The organism is Labilithrix luteola, from assembly GCF_001263205.1.
Classification (GTDB): Bacteria; Myxococcota_A; Polyangia; order Polyangiales; family Polyangiaceae; genus Labilithrix; species Labilithrix luteola.
Genome location: NZ_CP012333.1, coordinates 3,381,498 through 3,402,385, shown reverse-complemented (window position 1 = coordinate 3,402,385; position 20,888 = coordinate 3,381,498). Strand labels below are relative to the sequence as shown.

Sequence of the window (20,888 nt, the reverse complement as noted above, 5' to 3'; positions counted from 1 at the left end):
CGACTCGAAGCCTATTCGAGCCGTCGTTTTGACGCAAACGACCAGGTCCATGATCAGGCGCCAAGCTTACGCGGTTCGATCGCGGGCGTCCTCCGTGCTCCGTCGCGAGCACGCGATCGCGGCGGGTTACGAGGTTCAGTCGAGCACGAGAACCGCGGGCTCGCCGGCGTTCCACGCACCGCACGCGCGATGGCCGTGCTTTGGCGTATCGCATCGGCGCGCGCCGAACGAGAGACGCTCGCCTCGCTCGCCCTTCAATCCCAGCTCGCGGAGCGGAATCGCCAGCTCGACGATCCACTCTTCGTCGTCATCGGACGCATCGTTCGCGGTCCCGTCCATATCGTGCGCCACACGCGCCAAGTGTTCCCACGGGGCGCCGCTCGATAGTCGCCGCGCGAAGACTCGGCCGTCGGCCGACACATCGATGGCGTGCTCTCCGCTCGTGCCTTCGACGAACAGCGAGAACGCGTCATCGAGCGGGCCAGGCGCGCTGGCGGACGTGCGAATGTCTTCGTCCGCGGCGTAAAGAGCGATGTAGAGCGTGTCGTCCTTCCACACCAGCCGAGCATCGGAATAGGGGCGCGCGTTCGAGCCGTCCGATCGGAGGAAACCGCCGGTCCGGGCCGCTCCGTCCCACGCGGCCTCTTCGAGCTCTCCGTCGATCGCAATGGCCGAGCCCGCCTGCGGGACGTGGAGCTCCACGATCGTCGCCGACACCTTCGCCGGCGCGTCCGCCGCGCGCACCGGGGGCATGGCGTGTGACAGCGCCACGTGGCGCGCGCCGGTGAACACTCCAGCCCCGAAGACGAGCCCGGCAATCAAGACGAGCGAGACCCTTGCCATCACGAATCTCTCCTTCTCCGAGAGCAAGATCGCGCGCGGCGCGTGAAGAACGGCGACGGTGGCAGCCTGCACACGCAGCGGTGCCGTGAACCAAAGGACGGCGAGCGCCGAACCGCCTCCGCGCCACCCATCGCCCCACGAGGCGTGGGCGAACAAACGCGGAAGATGATCCGCCGCCGGTACGGAATGTGCGGCGACCAAGAGTGCACTGAGCGCGGCGGCCCACCACCGATGACGGGCGAGCACCGCGAAGGTGCGCGCATACCAGCGGAGGGGCAGGAAGTAGAGGACCACAGCGACGACCGCGCCGACACCTTTCCAGGCTTCCCCGAGCGACGGATGCTCGACGAGCAGCGCCAAGTGCCTTCGTGCCGGGAACGTGTGCACCACGCCCAAGAGCGAGAGCACCACGCGAAGAAGCGAAGGCATCTCGATTCGTCGCGAAAGCCGAGCCGAGAGCGTGCGCGCGCGGCGGGTCACGGAGCCGGGCTTCCGTCGGGGTTGAGCGCGAAGCGAAAGGCGGTATCCGCTTTGCCGCTGGCGAGGTCGATGACGTCGACCTCGATCGCCTTGTCGGGGCGCTGGTTGACGAGGCCGAATCCGAAGTTGCTCCCGCTGACGAGCGGAGCGCCGCCGTTTCCGATCGTCACCTGCCGCGGTCCGGTCTTCCCGTACGTGTGCGTGTGCCCGACGATCGCGAGCGTGTAGGGGTACTGCGCCATGATCTGCTCCGAGGGCTTGACGCCCGGCGCGGTGGCCGCTTGCGAAGGCTCGTGCCGGACGATGAACGTGTAGGTCGTCGGCTTGGCAAGCACCTTTCTCAGCCACGCATCCTGCGCGGGGCTCCAGGCATTCGCGGCGACGAAGACGAACTTCGCCGTCCACGATGCATCCTGAGCATTGACGTCGATCGAATAGTAGGGATTCGTTTGCCCGATGGGAGCGAGCATCTTCGATAGGAATGCGGTGTAATTCGCCGTCACTCCCGTCTTCGCCCCAGCACCGCAGTTGGAGGTGACGTTCCCATCGCATTCATGATTGCCGAGCGCGGGGAATACGGGACCCGGATACAAGTTTCGTGCGGCGATATAGAGGTCGAATTGGGGCGTGGCCTGCGTGCCGTTGCCCGTCGAGAAAATGTAGTCACCGCTGGTGACGACGAACGGGACGTTCATCGCGGTGATATCGGTATAGATCTGTCGGATCGTCGCCGATGGATATCCTCTCGTATCGTTGATGGTCGGCGGCCGCGTATCCCCTACGACGGCGAACTGCAGACGCGAGAGGCTTCCGCCGCCTTGGTCAACGTGCCCGGTTATCGATCCGAAGTCACCGACAGGCCCCGTGCCCCCGGACGGTGGGGTTGGAGAAGTGCCGCAGACGTCCGTACTTGGCACGCAGACTTTCTCTGCCTTGCCGTGCGTGCTCGTCGCGCTCGAACAGGTCTCGTCTGCTTTGCAGTTGGACGAGCTCGTGCACTTTGCGGCGCAGAAGGTGTCGCCTTGGAACTGCGCGCAAACGCCGGAGGCGCAATCGCCATCAGCGACGCAAAGGGTGCAGGGCGCGTCGACAGGAAACTTCGGCTTCTTCGCAGTCTGAGCGGCTTCTTCCGAATCGGTGCTCGCGTTGTCCACGCCACCGCAACCCACGGAGGAGAGCCATCCGCCTGCCGCGGCCGCAGCGAGAAACGTGACGGTAAGCTTGCCCGGTCGTGTCCACATAAGACGACTCCTACGCATGTGACGTGCCGCACGAACTGCGATTGACGCGCGATCGAAAAACGAAGTCGCTTCCATCGACTCCGAAGATCCAGGTGCGCGCGAGATCCATAGGAACGCCCCTGCGCGTTGCGTTGCAAAGCGCAGCGTGTTGCGGGACTGCAACGCGATTCAACGCGCACCGCCTTTCGAACGCAGACGGCGAAGCCGCTCCAACTTTCGCCAGAGCGTCGTCCGGTCGACGCCGAGGATCTTGGCCGCGACGTTCCTGCTGCCGCCGCTCGCGTGGAGCACGTGAAGGATGTACCGCTCCATCATCTCATCGAGCGTCACGAGCTCGGTAAGGCCTCCCATCGGCAACGGGGCGGCGACTTTGCGCGCAAGCTTGGCGGGGAGGTCCTCTGTCGTAAGCTGCTCGAGGGCTGCGAGAGCGACGGCGCGCTCGATCGTGTTACGCAGCTCTCGAACGTTGCCGGGCCATGCGTAAGCCGAGAGCCACTCGGCGGCTTCGGGCGTGAGTCCGCGGAGCGGCTTGCTCACTTTCGCGGCGAAGGTCCCGAGGAAGTGCGTGGCGAGCACCAGGACGTCGTGGTCTCTCTCCCGCAACGGAGGGAGCGGAACCTCGACGACGTTGATTCGAAAATACAGGTCCTCGCGGAATCGACCCTCGGCCACGTCCGCCTGCAGATTGCGGTTCGTCGCAGCCACCAGCCGGACGTCGAAAGGGATTTCCTTGCGCTCCCCAACGGGCCGGACGGTCCGCTCTTGCAGCGCACGGAGGAGCTTGGCCTGGAATGCGAGCGGCAGCTCCCCGACTTCGTCGAGAAACAGTGTGCCGCCGCTGGCCTGGACGAAGAGCCCCGCCCGCGCCGTCTTCGCGTCGGTGAACGCTCCTTTCGCGTGCCCGAAGAGCTCGCTCTCGAGGAGCCCCTCCGGCACTGCCGCGCAATTGATCGCGACGAACGGCCCCGATCGGCGCGTTCCTTCCTCGTGAAGCGCACGCGCGACAAGCTCTTTGCCCGTGCCGCTCTCGCCGACGACGAGGACGGTGCTGTCCGTGGCCGCGACCCGCGCGAGCATCGCGCGCAGGCGGTGCATCGTCGGACTCTCGCCGAGGAGGTCTCCGAAGGGCACTCGCGTCTCGAGGGGAGAGCGTGGCTTGGGTGCGCGCGGAGAGGATCGGCGCCGAGCGCGTTCGTCCATGCACGAGGAGATGTTGCGCAACCAGACGTTTGATCACCAAAATGTGACGCGCCCCGACCCATCCTTCGAGGGAGGCGTCGCCTTCGCCGGTCACGCTGAACCTTCCGACACGGAATTGGCTCGCGAACGAGACGTCTCGCATCTGCTTTTGAACGAATGCTGCGGCAGCGGAGAAGAGCCGACGCATGCACGAGAGATCGGTCGGTATCGCGACGGCGTCGTTCGTCCCACACGACGGTGTCGGACGCGCCCGCGACTTGGACGTGGAACGCGTTGCGTCAAGCGCATCGGCGCGTTCGCGCATCCTGGATTGCCTCGCGGAACACGGTGCCCTGGGGGGCCAGGGGCAGGTGTTCTCCCGTGATCCCTGGCACGTGCTCTGGGGGCCCGGGCGCAAATCATTCGTTCCCTTTCTCGAGCGGCGATTTTCGCTCTTGGCATGGCGCGATCCCGTCGGACCGCGTGATTGCCAATTCTTGCTGCTCCGTAATCTCCTCGAACACGCGAAAGCTAGGGGCAAACACGTATGCGTGCTGGGGGCCAGCTCGCGCCTCGCCGCACAGGTGGAAGACCTTGGCTACGGCGCGGTGTGGATGGGAGCAGAGCAGGAGCTCGCGCTTCCGTCGTTCCACCTGCGCGGGAAGCAGGGAGCGAAGCTTCGACTTGCCATCAACCACGCACGAACGATGCACTGTCACGCCCGAGAGCTGTTTCCGCTCTCGTCCCCTGCGGACGCACAGGCCATTGCCGCGGTGGAAGCCGCCTGGAAGGCGCCGCGCAAGGCTCTCCAAACGGACTCCTTCCTCCGCACCGCCCCTCTCGAATACGCAGAGCTCCGGCGCTACTTCGGCGTGGAGACTCATGGCCCCGATCAGGATGCCTCCTTGCAAACGCTTGTCGTTTGCTCGCCCGTGAGCCGCCGGGCCGCCTACCTCCAGGACTTTCTGCGTCGGCCCGAGGCTCCGCGGGGCGCGATGGAAATGGCCGCGGTTGCGGCTTTCGAAGGACTGCGCCGCGACGGCGTCAGCTCGGCGACGATGGGCATCGTTCCCTTCTTTGGACCGAGCCATGCAGAGAGCATCGGTTTCACGGGACGACTCGCGCAGCAGTGCATCCGGCGATTCGTGTATCGGTTCGAGGGCCTGCAGCAGTTTCGCGCGAAATTCACCGCCTCCCGGGTGGAGCCGGTCTACGCACTCCACTATCCGCGCTCGGTGTCGCTCCTTGCGATTTGGGATCTGGTGACGTCATTGGCTCCACGAGCCAACCAAGCCAAACGAACGAAGCCGGCGGGCCAGGGCGTTACCGAACCGGCGTAGGCGAGGGGTTCGACTCTCGTCGCTCACGGATACACTGCGCCGACGACTCAAGTCGCCAGAACGGTTCGTGTCCGCGCCAGGATCGCGTCGTCCTCCGCGGTCCTGTCCTTCAATCGCTCGAGAGCCGTCGAAAGGGCATTCAGTGTGGCCAACTCCTCGTCGCTCGGGGGCTCGCCCGATAGCTCCTCCAAAACGCGTGAATAATCGGACGCGACAGCGCGAAGCACCGATTGGGCGCGCTCTTCGTCACCCGATCGCTCGAGACAGAGTCCAAGATCGACCATCGTCGGCGCGACCTCATGGTCGTAGTGAGACATGACCGAGCAGACGGCGGACGCGGCACAGTGGCGAGCGATGACCTCGAGCTCCGTCAGCCCGGCATCGTTCAAGCGCGCCGCAATGGCTCTCGATGCCCAGACAAGTGCAGCTCCGTGAAGCCACACATCGGCATCGATCGAGTTCGCCGGGTAGTTGTTCGATTGGGACCGGAGGGCGCGGCACTTCTTGCCAAGCTCGTCGAGAGCATCACGAAGTTCGCGCGTATCGACCTCGCAGAATCCCTCCGCCTCGAAGCGTTCGGCGAGAGCCTTCGGGTCCAGATCAACAGGTGACGAAGAACTCATATTTACGCCCTACCGTAGCAAGCACTCCGACGCGAGAACGGCCCCGGCGGTCCGATTGTTCCGAGGAACCTCTCCAACATTCATTGGCCTGGGAGGAGCATCTACGAAGTCGATGCGCCAAGTGAGGCCCATCGCAGAATCGGTTGGGCCAACCGCGTGGCCTCCTCTCGGGTGCCACTCCAGCCTGTTGCGAAGGCGAGGCCGGAAGCATGTGTGATGAAGAGGTGCGAGGTCCCGCCCTGACCCGTGTAGAACGCGACCCCCACGACATCGTCACGAGGCACTGTCGCGTCCGTACGACGAAAACCGGACACGAGCCCACCTCCCACCTTCCAGATTCTTACGCGAAGGCTGGAGTCATCGGCTTCGAGCCGCGACGGCGAGAACTGATGGCATACGTGCTGTAGGAGAGCGGCGAGGCAGTTCGTTCCGACAAAAAGGCCTAGGGGAAGACTAACCAGCAGCGCGGCCCATCCGAGAAACCCTGACGCCTCATGGCGGAGACACCAGATGACCCAAGATCCGCCGTAGCCAAGGCTCACGAAGAAGAGCAGGACGACGAACCACCCGAATCCGCCTGAATCTCGTAGAAGGAGTCGAAGTGGTGGCCGTGGCTCGTCCGACACGAGGTCTCGTCGTGCCCTCTCCTGGTCCGTGGGGTCGAACATCCACCACAGATCACACGTCGCGCAGGTGCCAGAGCGAAGGCCCTCAAGCGGGCGATGGCAAAGCGGACACTCGTGCTCCCGCGCGCTTCCGCGGTTTCGATAGGGGTGGACGTTGAGCACGCGTCTTCTTCCCACAGTTTTGAAGTGCTCTTCGATCCTAAGACGCGGAAGTGCAGACAGTTCGGCGTGGGCGAGGTTCGCTGACCGGGCACGCTACGGTTCTGGGCTGAAGGCAGGAAGATTCGTCGGGCGTCCGAAAGCGCGGGAATCAGAGCGACCTGAGCTTGCGGCGCAGTTGACCGAGCGCTGTAAGGCTCGCGACGATCCTCGCGACACTTCGAACGGAGACCTGCCGAACTGGCCGGTGCGCATGCGACTGGTCGCACCTCCAATCGGTGTCGGTGCATGCTGATTGCGCGGAACCCAATGGCGCGCAACTACGCGTGTGAGCAAGCTGCATCTCGGCAGGCATCAAAGTCCTCAACTCGAGTTGAGGAACGTTGGGTAGGGAATGATGGGAAGCAGACGTTGAGATCGTTTGCGCGTGTGAGAACTGCAGCGCCACGTACGAGACGCGTACCGCTTGTGCGGCCGAGATCCGTTGCCCGGAGCCCCCTCCAAAGGCTACAGACATCGATGTGGCAGATGCGTGGGTTTACATCGATGAATCACAGTCACCACACGCAGCGGGCCGCGAGCCGTTCTCGCTCGGGGCCTTGATCGTTCCTGCCCCGATCCCCTCGGTGGTGGTCGAGCGCGCGCTCGAAGCCCTCGCGGCCGATCCGGAGTCGAACGAGATCGACCGGAAGACGCTCGAACGTGGCTACTTCCACGCGTCGCTCGATTCAAAGAACGCGCATTCAGCGATCTGTCGCTCGATTGTCCGAGAAGGATTCGCGGCGACGTTTTCGAGCAAGCGGTGGCACTTTGACCAGAAACAGAGCGAAACCCATTCCGGACACAGGCTTCATCGGCTGGCCGCGATGTTGAGCATCGAAGCGATCCTCCAGGATGACTACGACGTTATCCATGTGGTCGTTGCGCGTCGGCTCGGTAGCTTCGAAGACCACGAGATCGCTAGATGGCCCGCCTACTGCCGCGAGGTGCAATTTGGGTCGACGATTCGGGAGAGCTTCCTCACGCTCCCTGGTCGGTACCCGCTGATCACGGCGGCACCTGCCGGCGCCGACGAACCAGGAATCCAGGTATGCGACTTCATTCTTTGGGCGACCCAGCGTGCACGGCCCGAAGGTCTGACGTTGCGCGGAAAGCGCGATTGGGTTGACCGTCTCGGGCTCCGGCCGAGTTCCGGCGGTGGCATGGTGAATGGGCCGCTCCGAGACTTTGATGGCGAGCTTGGCCACGGCGCTCGTCGTCGGAGCGGTATGGTCGGAATGTATAAGGGAGAACCGCCCCCTCGATCGCCGCAAGAGCTGAGCGACGGACAGCGATTTGAACTCCTCATGGAGATGGCGAGCGATGTGCGACATGCGGCGAAGATCGCTGCTGGTCACCAACGGATCGGACATCTCACGAACGAGTTGGCGGCTGGCCTCAGGGGGCCTGCTGCGTTGGGTACTGAAGGGCTACGGGAAGCGCTAAACGCCCTGGCAACCGCATTCCTCCTAGTGTGTGACACGTTGCCGGTTTACGACGTCGCCGACCCGCAAGGTTGTTCCCGGGCAACGGAGAAGCGTGCGCTGGCCGCCGCCTTTCTAGGTGGTCGCGTTCGCTTGTGGCTTCCCGAGGGAGCATCGCCGTGGCGTTAGCATCGTCGTGCCGGCCCTAAAGGCCTCGAGCCTCACATCCTGTCCAATGCTTGGGGGCGCTCTTTCGCTCCGAGCGCCGTGAGGAACGCGTTCACTACGTCTGCGCGTGCACGACCAGACGATGCGCGCTAGTCAAAGCTTGACGTGAGCGCGCACGTGTCACGATCGGTGGAACATGGTCACAAAGAAGCCTCGCAAGCCGTCGACGGAACCGCAGAAGAGGAGGCTACGAAAGCCGACGGACGCTGGCTCCACGCGCCGGGACCTCTTCATGGAGGTAGAATCTAAAGCCCTCCTTGCATCTGCGCGTCGCGCGAGGCTCTTCGAACACAACACCAACAAGGGCGCCGAGGCTGAAGATGCCATCAGACGCTGGCTGCGCGCCTGGCTTGAACCCGAATACACGATCTCATCTGGCGAGATCATCGACAGCGTCGAGCCCGCGGGGGCGCCGGTTGCCCGGCAACAAGACGGGATTATTCACCTGAACTCGTTGGAAGCGCGACGCTACACGCTGCCGAGCGGGATGCGCCTCGTCCCAATTGAGACCGTCGTCGCGACCGTTGAGGTGAAACTTACGCTCACGAAAGAGGAGTTCTTTGAAGCCGATGCGGCTGCGGTCGAGCTACTCGACCGGCAGCTCTCCCTGTGCGTCAAAGAGCGCAACGAGGACGAGAGTTATGCGGCCGTGCCTTGGTTGACAGATGCGCAGCTCGTACCCCTCCGCGACCGCCGCGACCGTGTGACGATGGCGGTCTTCGGCTACTTTGGTCCGCGGGATTTGGGGACGCTCAGGACGTGGCTGAAGGCAGCGAGAGCCATTGAGCTTGTTTGCTGCTTGGATACCGGCTGCCTGATGCGCGGCGATGACACATGGGAGAAGAAGGGCGCGTTCTGCTCGGTTTTCGAGGAGCGACAGGCGCTGAAGGGCTTTCTTGATTCACTTTACCTCGGGATCGAATCCTACGTCCGCGAGGGGCTTGAGTTCGCGTTCGACACGGCGGCCTATCGCGCTGCGCCTCGCCGTGACTACGACGACGCGAAGCACAATACACCCGCGTAGGTCTCGCCGCCTGAGCCCAAGGCCTGTCCTCGGCCTAAGCCCAGGTGACCGCTCGAAAACAGGGGCTGCTTTAGCGACGATATCTCCCGTCGCCGGGTCAACGTACGACGGCAGCTTTCCCGAAAGTCGACGAAGCTCTTTTCACCGGCCTTGTGTGCATCCCGTATGGTCGCAGGAACTTCGCGAGCCACGTGCGATACACGTCGCAGAACGCGGTGTATCGAAGGCCCTGCGCCTCCGAAGTTCGGTGTGGATGTAGGTCGGGCCGCAGTCGCCCGGCGGCATTCTCAACCGAGAGCCGCGCCTCCGAGCCGGCATCATCCATCGACGCGGCCGCGTCCCACGTGAGGCCCGCCGTCTTCGCCCGAGAAGCGACCTTCGAACCGCCCGACACTGACGCCGAGGCTGGCGGCTGCCTGCGAACAGTAAGTCCGAGCTGCCATCGCAGCCGGAGAACCTCTCGAATCGTCCTCATCGGCAGTCGCTCCGTCGCTAGCCGGCAACCTCCTCGAAGCCGTTGAGTCGCAGAGCCGACCACCCGCCTCAGGAGCTCGTATTCACGATGGCGACCCGACCGTTCACGACGACCGATCCAAGTGCTCACGATGGCGATCGGCCGTTCACGCTCGGCCGATGTCGGCGTTCACGATGGGCGGACTTCCGTAGCTGGTGCTCGTCATCTATGGCCGTGCTGGTCGAGCTTCGCGTGCATCGCCGATGAGCTGAACGCCGCGATCTGCGTCGGTCACCCCGTCAGAGGTGCCCCACGCGTCCAGATCACTCGGCCGCCGGAGCATACGGTACACTCGACCATCGCAATGTCGGTCCCGATCTGCGCAGCGTGTTCCGCCGAACTTCCTGGGCTTCTCGTCACCCTCGAACCGTGTGCCGCACAGGGCGAGCGCTGCTTTCGGTGCGACGAATTCGCAGCACACGACGTTGTCCTCATCCGCCTCCCACCAGAGGTCGTCGATGAACTTCGCCTAGACATCGGTGTCTGCGAGCACGAGGGGATCGGCATCACCAACACGAACCTTGGTGACACGCTCCCTGACCGCGTCCCGGACGATACGACTTTCGGCGCCGTACTCCTCCGACTCGTCGAGGGTTACGATTTCGACGCCATCGAGTGGCCCGACTTGGCGTGTCACGGATGCGGGGCTGAACTTGAGAACTGGTGGGCGGAAGTTCGGACCGGAACTTCAGTAAAGCTCGTCGACAGGCTCCCCGATCCCCTGCCGAGATCACACGATTGCCCGCGCGTTCGCTGGTCGAGAAGATCGAGTGGTGGCGATCAGATACGTCGCCCTATTTGGTCCACCTCACGCGAGGTGACCGTGTTGCTGTCGCATTCGACACGATTGCTGAGCGCGAGGAGTTCACTACGCTGTCGGCCCCCGAGATGTTGTGGGCGATCCTATCGTCGCGGCGGCTCAAGGCTCGGGCCGCCCTGGGCATGAAGGCACCCGCCGTGTGCTTCACCGAGAAGCCGCTTACTGCGCTCAAGGACACCATACTCGGCAATGAGGCGCGCGTACGGAAGAAGGGCCGGTCGAAGCAGTGGGCGCCGTACGGCGTGATGTTTTCCAAGGACTACTTGCGCGAGCACGGCGCGAGACCCGCTGTCCATGTCACGCGCCAGGAATGGGAGTCGTTGCCCGTGGAGCTTCAGCCCTACGCGCTTCGCCTGGGACGACGTGCGAATTGGGTGCACGAACGGGAGTGGCGGCTCGGCTCCGACCTCGTCTTCGACCCTGCTCGCTGCATCGTGCTTGTGCCGGACTTCGACCAGGCCGACGCGTTTCGAAAGGCTCTCGATGCTCGCGGCCTCAGAGTCATGGGAATCCTGCCGTTGATCGACCTCTTCGCGGCCATATGAAGAACTCACGTTCCCGTGTTCGACGCGGCGTCGCACAACAGCGAGAGGCGGGGCCGGTGCTGTGTTGGGAGCGCGTCTGACGCGGGCAACGGTATCCCGTGCGTGAGCATCTCGACCTGACGGCGCGGAAAGCGCAGGGTCGACGTCGTGGACGCCGTCTCAGCTCGTCGACGCTTGCTGTTCCGCGGACGCGACGGTGGGTACCGTTACGCGTATCGAGAAGGCGACCGGGGAAGGCTCTCGGGCAAGTCGAGCTATGGCAGCCTCAATTATCGCTTGGGTGGACCGCACTCGAGATCAGGATTCTTGATATCCGGCACGATGTTCGCGATGGCATCCCATTCGACGCGCTCCTGGTTATAGAGTTGGCGTAAGACCTTCTTCGCCTCCACATCCTGGAGAAGGACGTTGTGCGTCACCGCGATCTCCGCCCAGAGAAGTCTCTCGTCACGGGACTTCGCCGCCAGGAGCTTCCGAAGACGCTTCGATGCATTCGGCCGGAACCTTTCCTTCTCCACATCTTCGCGGGCGAGGAGTCCGGCCATCTGCATCAGCCAAGCCTTCCTATCGATCTCTTCGATACGTGTCGGTTCCGCGTCGTGAAGTTCCACCATGCGCGCCGCAACCCTTTGCAGCTCGCCCTTCAGTTCGTGATGCGCGTCAGAGTACTCCGGCGGCCACGGAGGCTCGGCCGGACATGGCACTGCTTCCGCGCCAAGCGCCACGAGCTCCGAGTGCTCGAACGAAAAGACACACGGGACGAGAGGACCAACCCCGGAACGCGCCCCATAGAAGGCAGCGGTCACGAGCCGTGGCGAACACTGCTCCCGAACTTCCGCCACTGACGTGTCGGTGCCGCTCTTGCCAATGAAGTTCGTCGCCCGACCGTCCCTCGTTGGGCTATCTGGGCGCCACGGATCGAAAGGGTCCAGTACCCGTACGAACGGACGCAACGGCGACGAGTTCACGCGCCGCCGAGGATCTTGCTCACGTGATCGAGAGTCTTCTTGACGACGGGAACGTCTTCGCACGCTGCCGCTGTCCGAACTGCTGGAAGCGCGGAGGGGTCCGTGATTAGCCAGAGCGCCTCCGCTGCTGCAAGGCGAATCTGAGGCCAGCGGCTAGTGAGACGGTTGGCGATTATTTCTGTCGCTCGAGCACGACGCCCATCGAAGCGGTCACCGATGGCACCAAGAATGCGGATTGCGGCGGTCGCCTCCGCTGTCTCGGAATTCGCCTTGTTCGCCATCAACGCCATGTCCGCATCAGAGGGGACATACTTGCCGTTGTCTACCAGCCCGATCAGCGCTTCGATCGCGTCCTCCCAAAGATTCGGTGAACCATGCTCTGCAGAGCATGCCTTTGCCACCGGTTCGGCGACGACACCTGCGCCTCCCGACTGCTCAAGCCTGAAGCTGTAACGGCGCGCCGAAGGAGACACGTGGGAAGGCACCACGTACTGCGCTCCGCTGGCTGAGGGAACGGATGCGTAGTTCATGACGTTCGAATCCTTTCGAGCGTGCGATCCGTAATCGAGCCAAAAAATATATCGTTCTTAAAGACGCGCAGATTGGGAAGAACCTCCCAAATGCTGACGGAGGACTGAGCGAGAGCGGGCGTCCACACGTCGATATCCATCAAGAACGCATGTCCCGGCGTAGCATTCGGCGTGCTCCCAACGGTCACCAGTGCCATCAAGCGAGGATCCTTGGGATGCTGGATTTGGGCTCGGCTCAGGAACTCAGACATCTGCCCGAGAACCTCCGGCATCTGCGAATGCGTATTGAACCAGTCCTCGAGGCGGAGATGACCCGCCGGCAGCACGACCTTGTTGATGTAGCGGAGTCCAAGACGAGAGACCGCCTTTGGCGCGACGAGCTGTTCGAAGCGGGTCCACTCCTCGGCTGCGAAGGACGCGAGATCGTCCCATGATGAGTACGGCGCGAGTCTGCTCACCGTCATCCCGTTCGGACGAACTTGAACAACGAAAGGATGGGATGACGACCGCAAGAAGAAGCCCCGGTGAGCCTGGCTTGCAGAAAGCGCCGGACCGGCCTCGCTGAAGGATAGCTCCCCATTGAGCTCAACCTGCGGCTCGACGATGGGGAAGCGCTCGGGGTGAGCAAGCACGCGTAGCTCGTCCAGCGAGATCTCGCGCCCTGGCTCGACCTGAACATCGATCAGCGCCTCAACAATTGGCGCGCGATCGCCAAGGTTGGTTCTGATGGAAACGAGGGGCTCAAGCGGCGCGATCAACGAGTTCACCTTAGCGTAGCGATGGACACTCGAGGAAGTTCGTTCCTTCCCTGGCGAACTCCAGGCACGCAAGGTGCGAGCCTAGACTTGCGCTCCGGTCGGTACGTGACTGATGTCAAAAAGCTCATATGTATCGACGACTTTAGACATCGGTGACCCCTGCCGGAAAGACCTCGAGCGTCAGCGAGAAGATGACGAGCTCCCTGCCTTCGATGCTCTCGCAGCGCCGTATCTATCCTCAACTCTCTGCCGGGTCCCCGTGGCTAACGGATCTCTGCAGGCGCACTGGTCGCCGCAGTGAGCGGTGAGCGGTGAGCGGGCGAGGACAAGCGACCGTCGCCATATGGCCGCAGAATCCGACGCGTCACCCTCGGTCCAGAAGAGCCTTCAGCCAGACGTTGAGGGTCGCATGCACCGCTGCCGGGTCTGCTCCGGACTTGAGCGCGACGAGGAGCCGTTGCCACTCGTTTCGCCTTTCCTCGAAGAATGCCTGTGGTCCGCCTGGCCAGCGGCGTGCGATCTCGACGTGCCGCGTAGTGGCCAAGACGCGCGCCATCTCCCGTCCCGCTTCGCTGTCGCTCGCCACGCTGCCAACAAGCCGTTGCTGTACCGCCTCGGAGATTGCGCTGCTCGCTGCACGCGAGTTCGTCGCCAGGTACTCCGCGATCAGCATGGATGAGAACACGGAGCGACTTCCCATCGTGTCGACGATCTCAAGCACTTCGTTCGTTGTCGGCCCCGGTGTGGTCGCATCGCTGAGAGGACACCCGCAATGCGGGCACGCCGCTGCCTTGTCCGAGACACGCCCCCGGCAGTCGGGACAGGAGGTGAGCATCTGTCGAAGATACTCCATGGCGCCCACGGTGACGCCCGCGCGCCCGCCGACTACCGCTTGTGTCCCCGTGCGATCTCTGACGGTAGGGGGCAAGTATTGACCACGGCTCACGCCTCACAAAAGGACCACCCATGATCGAATGAGCAAGTCTGGCTCAGTGAAGCCATTCAGCATCCACCGGGCATGCAGGCTGCCGAACATTCCGGACCATCCGAGTGGATCGTTTCCGCACCTTCGGGGCGACTTCTTCGGAAGTCACATGAACGAGCCCCACACGACCTGGCCATCGGAGACCACGACTTCAGGCGGCAGCCCCTTAGCGACCGTCCTTGTGGCGTCGTCGCTCGGCCAGCGAGATCACCTCGGCGCGTGCGCCGAGGGCAGCATCGAGCATTCCTCGCAGTTCGCTGGCGAGCATGCGTGTGGAGCCTGTCGTGAGTGCCTCGATGGCAGCGACGAGGGCACGCGCTCGCGCTACGTCGAGTTCGCTTTGCGAGGGCGTTGTGTGACGCGAAGTGTGAGGGCCTATCGGCTCCTCTACGATTTCGCGGGTTTCTTTGCGGAGAGGGCGGGATTCGAACCCGCGGCAGGCTTTTGACCTGCGCCCGCTTAGCAAGCGGGTACCTTCGGCCACTCGGTCACCTCTCCAGAGTGGGACCGTCCATCTACAGCGCCTGCGGTCGGTTCGCAACTCCAGCCTGGCTCGGATGGGCAATATATCCCCATCGAGATATTGGTTCGATGGTCCCGCTCGAGACGTGCGCAAGCTCGACCGCAGACTAGGATGGCCGCGTGCGAAGGCTATTTTTCCCTGCGATCGTGGCCTCAACGGCGTCGCGGAACGTGCTCGGGGCGCTGGTTTTTGGCCTGGCCCTGGCACCGGCGGCCTGTTCGGGCGGAACCGAGCCTTCCGCGCCGATGCCGACGACCTTGCTCGGGGCGGGAGCCTATGGGGTGGCCGTCGTCGATGGGGGGAGGTCGATCGAGCTTCGGCGGGGCGACGCGCCGCTGGTTGTTCTCGGGCCGGACGCGTTCCAGCTCGGGACCAGCGAGGAGTCCGCCGAGAGCGTGAACCTCGATCCCTACATCCTCGAAGCGCATGCCAGCGAGCTCGTGACGTATCGCTCGCCGACGTCGATCCGCGCGACGAAGGATGGTGACGGCGTCGCCATCGACCTCGCTTACGACGGCGGCTTCACGGCGCGTGCGCTCGTTCGAAACATGGACAGTGCACGCTTTTCGATCGAGGTCCAACCCGGTCGCAATCCCGAGGGAGCGCCCGGGCTCGGCGTCGGGATCGTTCGCGTGCGAGCGAAGACCAACGGCCCGTCCACCGAAGGTTTCTACGGCCTCGGCGAGTGGGAAGACTCGGTCGACCATCGCGGCAAGCTGCGTCCGATGCAGATCGAGGTCGATACCGAGTACGAGAGCGCGACCAACGAGAACCATGTCCCCGTGCCGCTTCTCCTCGGCACCTCGGGCTGGGGGCTCTTTGTCGCGAGTACGCGGCCCGCATCTCTACCATCGGGTGTACGCCTCGGCCTTCGAGACGCCTTTCCTCCTCTGCCGTGCGGCGAAGTGGGGCGAGCATGCCGCGACGCCGATCGTCATCTGGCCGGGGGACCGCGACGCCACCTTCACGAAGCACGGCGAGCGCTTCGTTCCGCGAAACAGCAGTGACGGCAAAGAGGTCGTCGGGGTCGGCGGCCTTCCGGCGAGCGTGGTCATGGGACTCTCGCTCGGTGTCTCCGGCTCTCCGTTCTTCGGCGCCGATACGGGCGGCTATCAGCACAGCCCGCCTGAAGCCGAGCTCTTCGTACGCTGGGCGGAGCAGACCGCGCTCTCGTCGGTGATGCAGGTCGGCGATTCGTCGTCACAGCCGCCCTGGGTGTTCACGCCCGACAATGGACGCGACGCGACCTCGCTCGACATCTATCGAACGTACGCGCGCCTGCACATGCGCCTCTTCCCGTACGAATGGACGTACGCGAATCGCATCGCCGAAGACGGGCGCCCCATCCAGCGTCCGCTCGGCCTCACGAATCCCGAGCTCGGCGTCCATCCGTCGGATGCCTATTTCTTCGGCGAAGAGCTGCTCGTTCTGCCCGTCGTCACGCGAGGCGAACGCGTCCGTCGTGGCATCGTCCCTGCTGGAATATGGATCGATTGGTGGGACGGCACCCCGTTCACGTCCGACGGCCGCACCGAGATCTCCATCGACGCTCCTCTCGAGAAGCTGCCTCTTCTGCTTCGCGAGGGCGCCATCGTTCCGATGCTCCGTCCGACGATCGACACGATCTCGCCCGCCGACGATCCCACGGTCGACTCCTTCGCTCGAGACGCAGGGGGTCTCTGGACGCGCCTCGTGCCCGGCCCCTCGCGCAGCTTCGCGCTCTGGGACGGGACGAAGATCGAGCGCCTCGCCGACGGCACGCTGGCGACGACGACCGGCACCGTGTTCCAGAAAGGCTTCGTCTTCGAGGTCGTCACGACCGCCGAGCCCGGTGAGGTCACGCGCGATTCCGTCGCGCTTCCGAAGCAACCGGATCTCACTTCGCTCGAAGCCGTCGCGGAAGGCTGGGCGTGGGCGCCCGATCGCCGGGGAACGCTCTGGATCAAGATCGGCGCGGGAAATTCGCAGGTGCGCATTCACTGACGCGGGGCCGCGTGGATCGATCTCCGCAGTGAGCGCGACAAACACACGCGTAGCCTCGAGCGTGGGCCGTGCGCACGTTGGCGTCGATGCGCCACGGACGAACGAAGACGCCGAGAGCTGCGCTCGTCGCAATCGCGCTGTCTATTCTTCTCGCTTGCTTGAGTCGTGATGCACGTGCGGACGACGCGCCGTCACCCCCGAACAACGGAGGAAGCCCGTATCGCCTCCGCCTCGCGTACGACTTCTCGTTCCTCGCGCTCGGCGCGGCGGGAAGTTTGACGGCGCTCATCGGCTATCCGCCGGCGGTGTGTCCGAACCCTTGCGTGCCTCCCCAGAAGCAACTCGGCATCGACGACCACTTCGTGGGAACGCGCTCGGGCGGAGCGATGACGGCGGCCAACGTCCTTTTGGGGGTCACGCTCGCGGCGCCGGTCGTGCTCGACGCCGTCGACAGTCGATTCCACGGTTTCGTCGAAGACGTCGTGGTCATGGGCGAGTCGCTGGCGCTCGCGACGGCCCTGACCCAGGTGGTCAAGTCCGCGACGCGTCGGAACGCACCGCTCGTCTACGCCTCGAACGTCCGCCAGAGCGACCTCGACAACCAGGACGCGGCGCGAAGCTTTCCGTCCGGACATACCGCAGCGACGTTTGCGGTGGCGACCTCCTACGCCATCACCTTCTGGAAGCGCAACCCGCACAGCCCTTGGCGGTGGGTCGTGCTCGGGGTCGGACAAGGGTTGGCCCTCACGACGGGCATCCTGACCGTGGCTGCCGGTTGGCACTACCCCACCGACGTGGCCGCGGGAGCCCTGACCGGAGGGGCCATGGGCGTTCTCATGCCGTTCCTCCACACCGATTGGTGAACGCGGGATCGGGGCGGGATCGAGGGCGGGACCGAGCAACCACGGATGGGTGAGCCGGCCAGCCTTGTGTGATGGTGTCTGGCCAGTGTTCGAACCATCCTCCCCAGGGAGGATGCTCGGAGCGCGAACCTCGCGTACGCTCGTCTTGCTTCTTCCGAACCGTCTTCCCTCCGTCACGCCCCCCCGCCAGCGCACCCGGCGAGTAGCCGTCTCGAAGGCTCGACTCCAACGTTCGCCTTACTTTCGTTGTGAAGTCACTTGTGTGCAGCGCTAGATCTACCGTCGTGACGTCGAGTGACATCGACACCTTGCGCCCATTGCTCCAGAAGATGCCCGCCGCGATGTGGGCCGCTGACGGCGACCTGCGTGTGACGTTCGCCTTCGGGCGGAGCCTCGCCGACCTCGGCATGCAGAGCATCGTCGGCAAGACCATCGACGAGGTCTTCGGCGTCCGTGCGCTGGCCGGGTCGGGGGTCATCGATCACCATCGCATCGCGCTCCAGGGCCAAAGGCAGCTCTTCCGCTACGATTTTCGCGGCCGTCGCTACGACCTGCTCGTCGACCCGGTCCAAGGTGTCGACGGCGAGGTGAACGGCTGCGTGGGTGTAGCCATGGACGTGACCGAGCTCCGTGACACCGAGCTCCGTCTCGCCAACGAGGTTTGGCTGGTGGAGGCACGCAGTCTCGCGCGTATCGGCAGCTGGTCCTGGGACGAGACTAACGACAGCTTTTCCTGGTCCGACGAGATGTACGGCATCTTCGGCGTCCCGACGGAGGAGGGCGCCCCGCCGGCCTCGCTTCTCGCCTTCGTGCATCCCGACGACGTCGGGTACGTGCAGGCTTCGGTTCGCCGTGCCCAGCGCGGCGGTGCCCCGTTCACGTTCGAGTATCGGATCTGCCGTCCCGACGGACTCGTGCGCACGCTCCACGCCCGGGGCCAGCGAATCCATGGCTCGATGCAGAGCAGCCGGGTCGTGGGCACGTGCTGGGACGTGACCGATCTCGGAACCGCATCCTCGTGGCCCGAGCGCTCGGCCGCCCTTCTTCGCGCGGCACTGGAAGCGACCGCCGACGGAATTCTCGTCGTGAACCGCCGTGGCGACGTCGTGACGTACAACCAACGCTTCCTCGAATTGTGGCGAATCCCAACGGACATCGCCGAGCGAAGCGACAACGCTGCGCTGATACGCTTCGTGAAGAGCCAGCTCATCGAGCCGGACAGCTTTACGTCGCTCGTCCGCGAGAACCACGCCGATCCGGAAGGCGAGTACTACTACGTCCTCCATTTCCTCGATGGCCGCGTGTACGAGCGATGTGCCCGTCCTCATCGCGTCGGAACAGAAGTGCTTGGCCGCGTGCTCAGCTTCCGTGACGTCACGGAACGAGAGCATCTCCTCGCGCAAGCGCAGCATGCCGTGAGGCAGCGCGACGAGTTCCTCTCCATCGCCGCTCACGAGATCCGAGGGCCGATCACCTCGATCCGTCTCGCGGTCCAGCACCTACAGAGGATTCCTCGCACCAGCGAATCGGTGCCGAAAGTCCTCGAAATCATCGAGCGCGAACAGCGCCGGCTCGTAAGCTTCGTCGATGAGCTACTCGATCTCGGACGTATCCGCGCCGTAGGACTCCACTTCGAGATTCACACGGTCGATCTCACCGAAGTCGTGCGCGAGGTGACCTCACGCATGGCGTCGGACCTCGCGAGGGCGGGTTCGACCCTCGTGCTTCGAGACGACGAGAAGGTGATAGGACAATGGGATCGTCTCCGCTTGGATCAAGTCGTGACCAACTTGCTGTCGAATGCGATCAAGTTCGGGAACGGCAAACCGATCGAGATCGAGGTGCTCTCGAGCGAGGGGCGCGCCTCCCTATCGGTGCGGGACCATGGGATCGGAGTCGCGCCCGAGATGCGGGAGCGTATCTTCCAGCCCTTCGAGCGCGGAGTGTCGGTCCGGAACTATGGCGGGCTGGGGCTGGGCCTCTACATCGTGAGAACGATCGCCGAGACGTTGGGGGGGACGGTCAACGTCGAGAACCACCCGGGGGGTGGAGCGATTTTCAAAGTGGATCTTCCCCTGGCGAGAGGAGCATGAAGCGGGAGCCAGGGTGGGTTCTCGTTGCCGACGACGACGAAGACATTCGCGCGCTCGTTGGGCTCGTCCTCGAGGACGAGGGGCTTCGCACGTTCGGCGCGTCCGATGGCCTCGATGCGCTCGAGCAGCTCAGGGAACATCCCACCGCCGGTCTCGTTCTGCTCGACATCATGATGCCCCGCATGGACGGCACCGAGGTCGTCTCGGCGATGCGCCGTGACGAAAACCTCCAGGGCATTCCGATCGTCATTTTCTCGGGAGACAACCGGGCACGAGAGCTCGCAGCGGCCGCGCGGGTCGACGGCGTGCTGGTGAAGCCCGTCGACCTCGACAAGCTCCTCGGCATGGTTCGCTCGTTCACGACGCGCAAGCACTGACGCGCATCGCGAGCCGCTCTCGGGGGCGTACGTCCGGCAACCTCTTCGAATCGAGGTTGCCGGGAAACGCCGCTCTCGATCGTCGAGCGTTCAGGCTTTGGCGCCTTCGATCTTGGCGATCATCTCGTCGACGCTGACGACCTGCGCGAAGCTGAAGCCGAGCGTCGCGAGCGTGGCCTTCTGGATGTCCTGGCGCGGAATGCCGTTGCGGTCGGCTGTGCCCGTGCCGTCACTCGTGAGGAACACGCGGAAGTCGCGGACGTTCGCCTCGCGGACCGTCAAGTCGACGCACACGTCGGTGGCGATGCCGGTCACGATGATGCCGTCCACGCCGCGCGCGCGCAAAATGAGCTCGAGGTCGGTGGCGTGGAATGCGCCGAATCGCGGCTTGTCGAGGCGGATGTCGTCCTTCTCGATGACGAGGTTCTTGTGAAGCGTGGCCGGAAACGACCCGGCGGCGATGACGCCTTCACGCACGGGCGGGAAGATTTCGCCCATCACGCCGGCGTTCGAACCGTCGGGACGGGTGACGTGCGCCGTGTGGACCACGAGGATCCCTGCCTTGCGGCAAGCGGCCGAGAGACGATTCACGCGTTCGACGACGTCGAGTCCGTCGGGCGAGGCGAGTGGCGTGTTCTCGACGAAGACGTTCTGCAGGTCGACGTTGACGAGCGCGAGCTTCTTCGGATTCACGGGAAAGTCAGGCACGTTCCGGTTCCTTTC

At 64.1% G+C, this 20,888-nt stretch carries 18 protein-coding genes and 1 tRNA gene; 9 read left to right on the top strand and 10 right to left on the bottom strand.

Features of this window, described 5'->3' with window-relative positions; translation table 11 throughout:
* Positions 1-135: 135 nt before the first annotated feature.
* The 3 genes from AKJ09_RS15275 to AKJ09_RS15265 form a co-directional block, all read right to left on the bottom strand.
* Complete coding sequence (locus AKJ09_RS15275; protein WP_146647932.1) at positions 136-1,272, bottom strand: carbohydrate-binding family 9-like protein; 1,137 nt, start codon at positions 1,270-1,272, stop codon at positions 136-138.
* 47 nt (positions 1,273-1,319) lie between these two features.
* A complete protein-coding gene (locus AKJ09_RS15270) occupies positions 1,320-2,564 on the bottom strand; it encodes a metallophosphoesterase family protein (RefSeq protein ID WP_169927554.1) in 1,245 nt (414 codons plus the stop codon).
* 168 nt (positions 2,565-2,732) lie between these two features.
* On the bottom strand, positions 2,733-3,764 hold the full coding sequence (locus AKJ09_RS15265) for a sigma-54 interaction domain-containing protein (protein WP_146647930.1): 1,032 nt from the start codon (positions 3,762-3,764) through the stop codon (positions 2,733-2,735).
* A 185-nt stretch (positions 3,765-3,949) separates the two neighbouring features.
* On the opposite strand from AKJ09_RS15265, the gene AKJ09_RS15260 reads away from it, so the two are divergent.
* Positions 3,950-5,083: a phosphatidylglycerol lysyltransferase domain-containing protein gene (locus tag AKJ09_RS15260; RefSeq protein ID WP_146647929.1), complete on the top strand. Its 1,134-nt coding sequence runs from the start codon at positions 3,950-3,952 to the stop codon at positions 5,081-5,083.
* A gap of 47 nt (positions 5,084-5,130) precedes the next feature.
* On the opposite strand, the gene AKJ09_RS15255 is transcribed toward AKJ09_RS15260, so the two are convergent.
* The gene (locus tag AKJ09_RS15255; protein WP_146647928.1) at positions 5,131-5,706 is read right to left on the bottom strand and encodes a hypothetical protein; all 576 of its coding nucleotides are present in this window, start codon (positions 5,704-5,706) and stop codon (positions 5,131-5,133) included.
* 1,384 nt (positions 5,707-7,090) lie between these two features.
* Here AKJ09_RS15255 and AKJ09_RS15250 point away from each other — a divergent pair.
* The 3 genes from AKJ09_RS15250 to AKJ09_RS15240 all read left to right on the top strand — a co-directional run bounded on the left by AKJ09_RS15250 (position 7,091) and on the right by AKJ09_RS15240 (position 11,085).
* Positions 7,091-8,143: a hypothetical protein gene (locus AKJ09_RS15250; protein WP_146647927.1), complete on the top strand. Its 1,053-nt coding sequence runs from the start codon at positions 7,091-7,093 to the stop codon at positions 8,141-8,143.
* A 175-nt stretch (positions 8,144-8,318) separates the two neighbouring features.
* Positions 8,319-9,206, top strand: a complete 888-nt coding sequence (locus tag AKJ09_RS15245) for a DUF6602 domain-containing protein (RefSeq protein WP_146647926.1) — start codon at positions 8,319-8,321, stop codon at positions 9,204-9,206.
* Positions 9,207-10,458: 1,252 nt separating this feature from the next.
* Positions 10,459-11,085: a hypothetical protein gene (locus tag AKJ09_RS15240; RefSeq protein ID WP_146647925.1), complete on the top strand. Its 627-nt coding sequence runs from the start codon at positions 10,459-10,461 to the stop codon at positions 11,083-11,085.
* A gap of 269 nt (positions 11,086-11,354) precedes the next feature.
* Here AKJ09_RS15240 and AKJ09_RS15235 read toward each other — a convergent pair whose 3' ends face one another.
* The 5 genes from AKJ09_RS15235 to AKJ09_RS15215 all read right to left on the bottom strand — a co-directional run bounded on the left by AKJ09_RS15235 (position 11,355) and on the right by AKJ09_RS15215 (position 14,824).
* Positions 11,355-11,810, bottom strand: a complete 456-nt coding sequence (locus tag AKJ09_RS15235; protein WP_146647924.1) for a hypothetical protein — start codon at positions 11,808-11,810, stop codon at positions 11,355-11,357.
* Positions 11,811-12,049: 239 nt separating this feature from the next.
* Positions 12,050-12,526: a HEAT repeat domain-containing protein gene (locus AKJ09_RS15230; RefSeq protein ID WP_146647923.1), complete on the bottom strand. Its 477-nt coding sequence runs from the start codon at positions 12,524-12,526 to the stop codon at positions 12,050-12,052.
* A gap of 53 nt (positions 12,527-12,579) precedes the next feature.
* Entirely contained in the window at positions 12,580-13,341 is a 762-nt protein-coding gene (locus AKJ09_RS15225; RefSeq protein ID WP_169927553.1) for a TIGR04255 family protein, read from the bottom strand.
* A gap of 364 nt (positions 13,342-13,705) precedes the next feature.
* The gene (locus AKJ09_RS15220) at positions 13,706-14,062 is read right to left on the bottom strand and encodes a hypothetical protein (protein ID WP_146647921.1); all 357 of its coding nucleotides are present in this window, start codon (positions 14,060-14,062) and stop codon (positions 13,706-13,708) included.
* A 674-nt stretch (positions 14,063-14,736) separates the two neighbouring features.
* Positions 14,737-14,824: transfer RNA gene (locus AKJ09_RS15215), tRNA-Ser, on the bottom strand.
* A gap of 144 nt (positions 14,825-14,968) precedes the next feature.
* Here AKJ09_RS15215 and AKJ09_RS54850 point away from each other — a divergent pair.
* From AKJ09_RS54850 to AKJ09_RS15190, 5 genes are all read left to right on the top strand, one after another.
* Positions 14,969-15,856 carry a hypothetical protein gene (locus AKJ09_RS54850; RefSeq protein ID WP_146647920.1) on the top strand — a complete coding sequence of 296 codons (888 nt, stop codon included), beginning with the start codon at positions 14,969-14,971 and terminating at the stop codon, positions 15,854-15,856.
* Between the two features lie 40 nt (positions 15,857-15,896).
* Entirely contained in the window at positions 15,897-16,832 is a 936-nt protein-coding gene (locus tag AKJ09_RS15205; protein ID WP_338035051.1) for a TIM-barrel domain-containing protein, read from the top strand.
* A 158-nt stretch (positions 16,833-16,990) separates the two neighbouring features.
* Entirely contained in the window at positions 16,991-17,695 is a 705-nt protein-coding gene (locus AKJ09_RS15200) for a phosphatase PAP2 family protein (RefSeq protein ID WP_169927551.1), read from the top strand.
* A gap of 284 nt (positions 17,696-17,979) precedes the next feature.
* Complete coding sequence (locus AKJ09_RS15195) at positions 17,980-19,788, top strand: PAS domain-containing sensor histidine kinase (protein WP_146647917.1); 1,809 nt, start codon at positions 17,980-17,982, stop codon at positions 19,786-19,788.
* A complete protein-coding gene (locus AKJ09_RS15190; RefSeq protein ID WP_146647916.1) occupies positions 19,785-20,165 on the top strand; it encodes a response regulator in 381 nt (126 codons plus the stop codon). The genes AKJ09_RS15195 and AKJ09_RS15190 overlap by 4 nt, the downstream gene beginning before the upstream one ends.
* Positions 20,166-20,255: 90 nt before the next feature.
* Here the strand turns inward: AKJ09_RS15190 and AKJ09_RS15185 are convergent, their stop codons facing one another.
* On the bottom strand, positions 20,256-20,873 hold the full coding sequence (locus AKJ09_RS15185) for a cysteine hydrolase family protein (protein WP_146647915.1): 618 nt from the start codon (positions 20,871-20,873) through the stop codon (positions 20,256-20,258).
* Between the last annotated feature and the right edge of the window lie 15 nt (positions 20,874-20,888).

What these genes read in the sequence shown, in the direction of transcription:
- AKJ09_RS15260 (WP_146647929.1), top strand. Translation starts at nt 3,950, where the DNA reads ATGCACGAGAGATCGGTCGGTATCGCGACGGCGTCGTTCGTCCCACAC.
- AKJ09_RS15265 (WP_146647930.1), bottom strand. Translation starts at nt 3,764, where the DNA reads ATGGACGAACGCGCTCGGCGCCGATCCTCTCCGCGCGCACCCAAGCCA.
- AKJ09_RS15245 (WP_146647926.1), top strand. Translation starts at nt 8,319, where the DNA reads ATGGTCACAAAGAAGCCTCGCAAGCCGTCGACGGAACCGCAGAAGAGG.
- AKJ09_RS15190 (WP_146647916.1), top strand. Translation starts at nt 19,785, where the DNA reads ATGAAGCGGGAGCCAGGGTGGGTTCTCGTTGCCGACGACGACGAAGAC.
- AKJ09_RS15270 (WP_169927554.1), bottom strand. Translation starts at nt 2,564, where the DNA reads ATGTGGACACGACCGGGCAAGCTTACCGTCACGTTTCTCGCTGCGGCC.
- AKJ09_RS15255 (WP_146647928.1), bottom strand. Translation starts at nt 5,706, where the DNA reads ATGAGTTCTTCGTCACCTGTTGATCTGGACCCGAAGGCTCTCGCCGAA.
- AKJ09_RS15275 (WP_146647932.1), bottom strand. Translation starts at nt 1,272, where the DNA reads ATGCCTTCGCTTCTTCGCGTGGTGCTCTCGCTCTTGGGCGTGGTGCAC.